At 61.1% G+C, this 6157-nt stretch carries 11 protein-coding genes; all 11 read right to left on the bottom strand.

The genetic code is table 11. The features are described 5' to 3' along the window. Positions 1–84 precede the first annotated feature (84 nt). On the bottom strand, positions 85–408 hold the full coding sequence (locus E3O50_RS12845; RefSeq protein WP_134560869.1) for a DUF416 family protein: 324 nt from the start codon (positions 406–408) through the stop codon (positions 85–87). A gap of 48 nt (positions 409–456) precedes the next feature. Next, positions 457–906: a barstar family protein gene (locus tag E3O50_RS12840; RefSeq protein WP_166790727.1), complete on the bottom strand. Its 450-nt coding sequence runs from the start codon at positions 904–906 to the stop codon at positions 457–459. Positions 907–973: 67 nt separating this feature from the next. Beyond that, on the bottom strand, positions 974–1375 hold the full coding sequence (locus E3O50_RS12835) for a hypothetical protein (RefSeq protein ID WP_241975561.1): 402 nt from the start codon (positions 1373–1375) through the stop codon (positions 974–976). Positions 1376–1469: 94 nt separating this feature from the next. Beyond that, positions 1470–2015, bottom strand: a complete 546-nt coding sequence (locus tag E3O50_RS12830) for a DUF2247 family protein (RefSeq protein ID WP_134560867.1) — start codon at positions 2013–2015, stop codon at positions 1470–1472. 116 nt (positions 2016–2131) lie between these two features. Then, a complete protein-coding gene (locus E3O50_RS12825) occupies positions 2132–2554 on the bottom strand; it encodes a hypothetical protein (RefSeq protein WP_134560866.1) in 423 nt (140 codons plus the stop codon). Between the two features lie 110 nt (positions 2555–2664). Beyond that, on the bottom strand, positions 2665–3024 hold the full coding sequence (locus E3O50_RS12820; protein WP_134560865.1) for a hypothetical protein: 360 nt from the start codon (positions 3022–3024) through the stop codon (positions 2665–2667). Between the two features lie 18 nt (positions 3025–3042). Further along, the gene (locus E3O50_RS12815; protein ID WP_134560864.1) at positions 3043–3504 is read right to left on the bottom strand and encodes a hypothetical protein; all 462 of its coding nucleotides are present in this window, start codon (positions 3502–3504) and stop codon (positions 3043–3045) included. A gap of 205 nt (positions 3505–3709) precedes the next feature. Continuing rightward, complete coding sequence (locus E3O50_RS12810; RefSeq protein WP_166790726.1) at positions 3710–4120, bottom strand: hypothetical protein; 411 nt, start codon at positions 4118–4120, stop codon at positions 3710–3712. 26 nt (positions 4121–4146) lie between these two features. After that, positions 4147–4854 carry a hypothetical protein gene (locus E3O50_RS12805; RefSeq protein ID WP_134560863.1) on the bottom strand — a complete coding sequence of 236 codons (708 nt, stop codon included), beginning with the start codon at positions 4852–4854 and terminating at the stop codon, positions 4147–4149. Between the two features lie 214 nt (positions 4855–5068). Beyond that, positions 5069–5536: a DUF4304 domain-containing protein gene (locus E3O50_RS12800; protein WP_166790725.1), complete on the bottom strand. Its 468-nt coding sequence runs from the start codon at positions 5534–5536 to the stop codon at positions 5069–5071. Between the two features lie 365 nt (positions 5537–5901). After that, entirely contained in the window at positions 5902–6150 is a 249-nt protein-coding gene (locus E3O50_RS19680; protein ID WP_241975560.1) for a hypothetical protein, read from the bottom strand. Between the last annotated feature and the right edge of the window lie 7 nt (positions 6151–6157).

The following is a 6157-nucleotide window of genomic DNA, read 5'->3' as shown; positions in this document are numbered from 1 at the left end:
GGAAGTGGGCAGATCTCATGGCCACCAGCGGGCAGTTCTACTGGCCGTCAGCGGGCAGTTCCATGGCCGCCTATGGGCAGCTTGTCATGGCCGCCGACACCCGGGGACCATGGACTCGGCCAGCACCTGGACGCTAGCGATGTCCTCCGAACTTCCCGTACAGCTACGCCACACCGCGTCGAGGCCAGCCCTCAAGGCCACGACTTGGCCTGCAGGAACCACCATGACTGCTGCATAGCGCTCGATCAAAGGCCAAATTCGCTCCGCACATGCCGCCGCAAAGGCCGTCTTCGAAGACCTGTCGAACTGCTCCAGCCGGCGCACGAACGTGGCCTCGTCATATTCGTCCGCTCCTACCATCTCGCCTCCCTCGCCTCCGTAGACGGCCGGCCGCGACTTGTTGCCCATGGTGTCGCCCCCTTCGAGTAGTTGATGCTTTCGTACGCGGGCAGCGTTCTAGCGGACCTCCAGTTCGCGAAACGGGTTAGTCGGAAGAACGTCAAGACATCGACGCATGATTGAATCGCTCGCAGGTGTCGACTCCTGGAACATAACGTGTAGCGGCGTCGGCGGTTGCTCACGATAGGGGTCGGCCTCCGAAGCGCCCTTTCCCCACAAGTCAATTGCTGATACGAGGCCTTCAATGGCGATCTTCAAATCTTTGGTCGTCGAGCCTGACAGGAACTCTCCCGATTCGATGATCACCACTACGAAGCCGCGCGTCGGAGGGAACCAATCGAGGTCAGTCATACATTCCCACCACGCGTCCCAGTTGCCGCCGAAATAGTCAGGGAACTCCAGCGCGGTAGAGAATTCCTTCAGCAGCGCACTCTTTGTCCGGCATTCAGCTCCGCGAACGACGCGAACGAGGAAGCCGTCAATTTCAAACGATTTCACAATCGACATCGCTGACTCCTTGGACCCCGCGAAGTGCCACATGTGACCGGGGTTGGACGTATGGGCCAATTCAATCTCAGATTTCATCGCATTCTCCAAAAACTCCGGACGGCGCGGCGGATGTCACCGCAATTCGACCGAAGTCCCCCTCTAGCACGTAGCCATCCTCGCTCGCCTCGAGAGCGTCAATCGAGCCGTAGTCCGGCTCGCCCGTTGCGTCAACCGCCGGCACCGCCCCTTGCCCTTTCCAATCCAGTGAGGAGACCGTGTCGAACCGGATAACCCCACGGCGATAGCAGTATTGCTCGCCAGTTTGAGGCGCTTCATAAGACGGGTGGGACTCCTGCAACACTAGATCCACGACGAACTCGAGGACGCCCGGCCGCGCGACGATGTGGAGAACCCAACTGTCCTCAAGGTAGAGCCCCGCAAATCCGGCGATGGTCCAATAGTCGCGCATCTCGATCACCGATCCCACACGACCGGCACCTTGTGGCATCGGGCGTGACCGCTTAAGCCTCCCCTGTAACCCAGCCGAGCGGGCTGAGCTGAACTGCCACGAGCAAGGAGTCTCACGGGTGGCCGCGTTCGTTATGAGGCGCCAGGGCGGGCTGGGATCCTCGAGCCCGATATTGGGCGGACTTGCGACTCACGAAGTCATCCCACCTCTGTTCGATAGCGCCATACCGGCTCGCCGAACCCTGAGGCCTGGGCATGAAACGGACCAGTCCTTCAATCTCCTCCGGGTAGTCGAAGTCCGCGTACAGCATCTCGACCACCTCGAACGGCTCCAAATACTCTGAGCGGTGCTCGAACACCCACGCAAGAGCCAGAAACAGCCACACTTCGCCAGGGTTCGGCTCGTCGACGGAGGACCGAGCGAGATCCTCCACGAGCTCAGGTGCCCGGCCGAGGTCGTCGGACAACAGCAACGCGAGTTCCTCCACCGCTGAAGGCAAGCCCGCGCCAGCATCGAAGGCGGCCAAGGCCACGTCAACGACCGCTCGATCACTGAGCCACCCGTGACGGTAGCCATGAACCAACTCACCTGGCGTCACCAGAACCCGCGCCGTGACAAACTCCGCCGGGATCGCGAACTTCACCAAGTCATCGCTCATGGCTTGATCGTAAACCGTTGACCGTCCCGCCACACAAGAATTAGATGCGTCAGATTTGCCACTCTCGACGAGCCTTAGGACGGAAACTGCCACGCACACACCCTGCCCAACTCCGTCTACCAGCCCAGCTGGCGACTCCGTTCCTCGGCCGCTCTCGATTGGATTTCGCCGAGATTGGTCTCCAGGACCCCGTTATCTTTTTCGTCCAGCATCGTCAGGAACTCGCCCAGGTATCGAACCACCTCGTTCGCCTGCTCCTCGACATTCAACGCTTGTGGCGTCGCCCAAGTGCCATCGACGAGGGCCGCGCAAACCTGCGGAGAGAACAAGGACCCTCGAACCATTCCGAGCTCGATCCACCACCGCCCGCGATCCTTCACGAAACGAATCCACGCACGCCCCTTGTGAGCCCACTCCAGTACCCCGTCCCCGAAGGAGACGGGCTCTTGGACGTCCTCGGTGAGGATGAAACCGTGCGCCTCCAGATGGCTGGCGAGATCATCGAGAGGGAGGGGCAAGTGGTCACGGATTGCGGTCATAAATTGCGAGTCCTTAGGAAGAACTTCTTGCCCATTGCTGGACACGCGGCAGACGCGTTTCCTTCTATTGTTGAGCACTCTTGCTCAAGGTCTGACCCTGCCCGACGTTTCTATGTAGCATCGCGCGTCGGAAGAAGCTCGGCAGCGACTTGTTCGCCAGCCTCGGTAAGCGTGAGCCAGATCCCCCACCCCCACGAATCAATATCACCGGATTCAATCTCGGCTCGCATCCGGTCTGACCAGCCTTCACGCGGCCCTTCCCAGGCTACAAAACCCACGTGCTCCTGAACTGCGCCCACGTCCATGAGACCTTGGCCGACTAGCGACAAGGCTGCACGGGCCACCTGTTGTTCACGCTGTCCATCGTCGGCCGACGGAGCCATACGTCGAGTCCTGGCGTCGATGAACGCGAGGGCGACCCAATCATCGAGACCTTCGATAAGGGCCCACTTCTCCAGTTCAGTCATCATAGGAAGTCAATCTTGGCTCTAAGACGAAACGTGACCCGGCAACCGTGGCTCTACAGCCCAGCGGTCGACGTAAATCACGGTTACCTGATCGCCCGCAACTGAAAATGCTTGACAGAGCTCACTGAGGCGGACCACGACTTCTAGCCCTAGGTGCGGCCTTGTCTCCAGGGCCGAACACAGCCCCCGGAAGACGATGACCAGCGGAAAGCTCCAACTCTGCCGGATCTCCTCAAATGCGTTCTCCAGTGAATCCCAACTCGAGGCACACCAATCAGGAAACGGCAGGCGACTCTTCAATGCGTCGATCACCGCGCCTGTGCCCGCGGCACTCGCGACGTCAACCGTCACCCACGTCGCGCCGGCAGCATTCAGAAATTCGAAAAGCTCTGAAGAACGCTCCTCGGTCACGAGATACGGCTCCGCCGGCCCCGCAGCCAGCAAGGCTCGAGGCAGGTCGATCCACTGGCTCACGATGGCCACGATCTGACCGTCCCGCAATGGTCGGGTGCGGACCAATCCTTACCAGGGCCTCCGGTCACCACTCGCGCAGTGCAACGTGGACCCCTTCCCCCGCCAGACCTCCCGAAGGACGCGCCTCCGCCAAACTCGTTGGGCCTGCCCGTCCTGGTGCATAACCCGCGAAACGACCGGTCCAAGGCGCACGGTCGAACGGACGACGAACGGCTCATAGGCCGGCCTCCTCCACTTCGCGCCGACGGGCCGTAAACACTTGAACCGCGTTGGGCTCCCTGTCCAAGAGTCGTTCATAAAATCCTCGATCATCCGCCCATTCCGGGAACGAGATAAGCGGGAACTGTTCCTCGACCGTGAAGCGGTTGTAGCCCACGATCCAACTCGCCGGTAGGGATCCGTCTGTGACATCAAACAGCGCAGAGGGAGTCGAGGTCGGCCAATCATGCCCATCATCATTGAGGATGTAGTACCAGGCCGACCCCAAAAATACCGTAATCGCGAAGACGGGGTAGTCGCGGCCAACCGTCAGTGGGAACTCGGTAGAACGGTCAAACCCGCGCCGAGGGTCAATGTTGACGGCCGGCAACGCGACAGCGGAGTTGGCAATACAGCGAACGATCATTGAACTACGGACTCCCCTTCTACCAGCTAGATACCCAGTCGGGCACGCGCCTGAGCGAGACTCAAGACGAGCGCGTGCGGCAGCGGCGGGTTGGGGTTGGTGATGAGCGACGCGGGCCCCGGGTAGAAATCGGCGTCGAACGGTCGCAGCCCGAGAGCCGCGCAGTAGTCGACCATCATCTGCTCGGTGAACCTGGAACGAACGGAACGCTTCTCATACGCCTCCACCTGCTCGAAGTCCTGAACCGTACCCGTCGCGCCAAAACGCCACCGGCTGTCGTCATGGGTTACGCCGACGGCCCGGACATGATTGAGGAAATGGGTTCTCAGTGGGCTGAGCATCTGGAACTGCAATGCCCCGAACCGCCCCGAATCTTCCGAACCCCTGCCGATTGTGTCCGGTACTGACTGGACGACCAGCCCTTGGCATAGGACCGTTTGCGCGATGTGACCCACTGTCGAGATCTGATTTCCGCCTGCGAATCCGGAATCGAAGACGGCCGTCCACTCAGGATTCGACGTTCCCACGAGAAGATCCCGCGCATTGTCGTTGGTTAGAGGCTCGAGACGAGGAAGGATTCGCTCGAGACTGCCCTCGAGGGGATCCATCGTGACGGGACCGTAGAGGCGGTCCCGCCAGACACGGAACGCCTCGGTCGCCTCCGACAGCGGCAGACGGAGCAAGCCAATCCGTGAGGTCAGGGGCGCAAATTTGTCGCCCAGCAATGTCAACACACCGCCATCCTATGGACTGACTCGCGGTATGACGACGCCGGACGGGTCATTGGCGACGATGCGAGTCTCATGGATCGGCCCCAGTTGGGAGGGCGACAGGTCGTAGTCCTCAACCTGCACTGTGAACTGCGCGTCCGGAGTTGGGCCTGGGCGGTCAGATCGGCAAGCCGGGCAAGACCGCAGTCGAGCCACCGGCGGTCCGCCGACCCTGACCTCAGCTGCCACCAGCGAGCAACTTTTGCCCAGGGCCGGTGACGAGCGACTTTCGGATCAGATCCTGACCGTCGCCTGATCGCAGGCCCTCCAGCGACGAGCTGGCCTCCATAAGAGGGAGGAGATGTTCGCGGAGCAAGTCGAGCAGCCCCTCCTTCCGGCTCATCTGATCAAGGTCGCTGTCGAGGTCCAGCAGCTCCGTCAGACGCTTCTCGAGGTCGGCTGGCAGGAGCCGAGTGAGTCGAGTTCGGATCTGGCACTTGTTCTCCTTCGGCGATTCCTCGTCGCCGAGCGCGCGTAGCCAGAGCGCCACATTGACGTAGTACTGGAGCCCGTTCTGCGACTTCTGAAGGTTGAGCACAAGAATCGTCTCGGAGCTTCGCCGGTACCAGGAGCCCGACTTTTTCGAGCAACCTGCCGTTTTCGCAAATTCGTCGAAGGCTGTCTGGATGACGTTGCGGTCACTCATGGTCCGTACGTTACCAGCCTGCCGGTCCATGTCGCACCTGGGTACCCTGCGTTGAGCTTCGCAATGTAGCTGTCCAACTGCTTCCCACCCAGTCGGATCTGACGAGGGTTGTTCGGCTGCAGCTCGCCTACCTTGCGGGTCTCGAAGTTGATCGCATCAACCCGACCATCGGCTTCTAGGGTGAACACTTTTTCAAAGCCCGGACCAGAGTCCCAGGCCGCGTACGTCTCCCGCCCCAAGCGCCGTGACGGCCGTCTCGACGCTGACCGCGACGCTGGCTCCCTCTTCTGCGACGGTTGCTGTTTCTACCGTGAGTTCTTCCGCAAGGACTTCCTCTGTGAAAGGCGAGAAGTTCAGACCATCGATCAGCGAGCTCTGCTCTTCAACAGAGCACGCGCTTCCTTTCCGAACAGCGGATCGTCCTTCAGGGACGTGAGAACGTCGAGTCCCCGCCTGCCACCGACCCTCTTGATCGGGCGCAGGAAGTGGATGCGAGTGCTGCCGCGGCTGGTCTCGTCCAGCAGGGCGATCAGAGCGTCGAGGTGATCAACGGTGGCAGAGGCGGCAAGCGCGACGGCCAGCCCTTCCTCCTCGCCGGGGCCCGGAGCGGCCAAGTAGAGC

It is taken from the genome of Cryobacterium sp. MDB1-18-1, from assembly GCF_004402735.1.
Taxonomy (GTDB): Bacteria; Actinomycetota; Actinomycetes; order Actinomycetales; family Microbacteriaceae; genus Cryobacterium; species Cryobacterium glucosi.
This window is presented reverse-complemented; position numbering and strand designations above follow the sequence as displayed.

Bases quoted from the DNA above. Each gene is read 5' to 3' on its own strand.
- E3O50_RS12820 (WP_134560865.1), bottom strand. From the start codon at position 3,024: ATGATGACTGAACTGGAGAAGTGGGCCCTTATCGAAGGTCTCGATGAT.
- E3O50_RS12810 (WP_166790726.1), bottom strand. From the start codon at position 4,120: ATGATCGTTCGCTGTATTGCCAACTCCGCTGTCGCGTTGCCGGCCGTC.
- E3O50_RS12825 (WP_134560866.1), bottom strand. From the start codon at position 2,554: ATGACCGCAATCCGTGACCACTTGCCCCTCCCTCTCGATGATCTCGCC.
- E3O50_RS12830 (WP_134560867.1), bottom strand. From the start codon at position 2,015: ATGAGCGATGACTTGGTGAAGTTCGCGATCCCGGCGGAGTTTGTCACG.
- E3O50_RS12840 (WP_166790727.1), bottom strand. From the start codon at position 906: ATGTCGATTGTGAAATCGTTTGAAATTGACGGCTTCCTCGTTCGCGTC.
- E3O50_RS12845 (WP_134560869.1), bottom strand. From the start codon at position 408: ATGGGCAACAAGTCGCGGCCGGCCGTCTACGGAGGCGAGGGAGGCGAG.
- E3O50_RS12800 (WP_166790725.1), bottom strand. From the start codon at position 5,536: ATGAGTGACCGCAACGTCATCCAGACAGCCTTCGACGAATTTGCGAAA.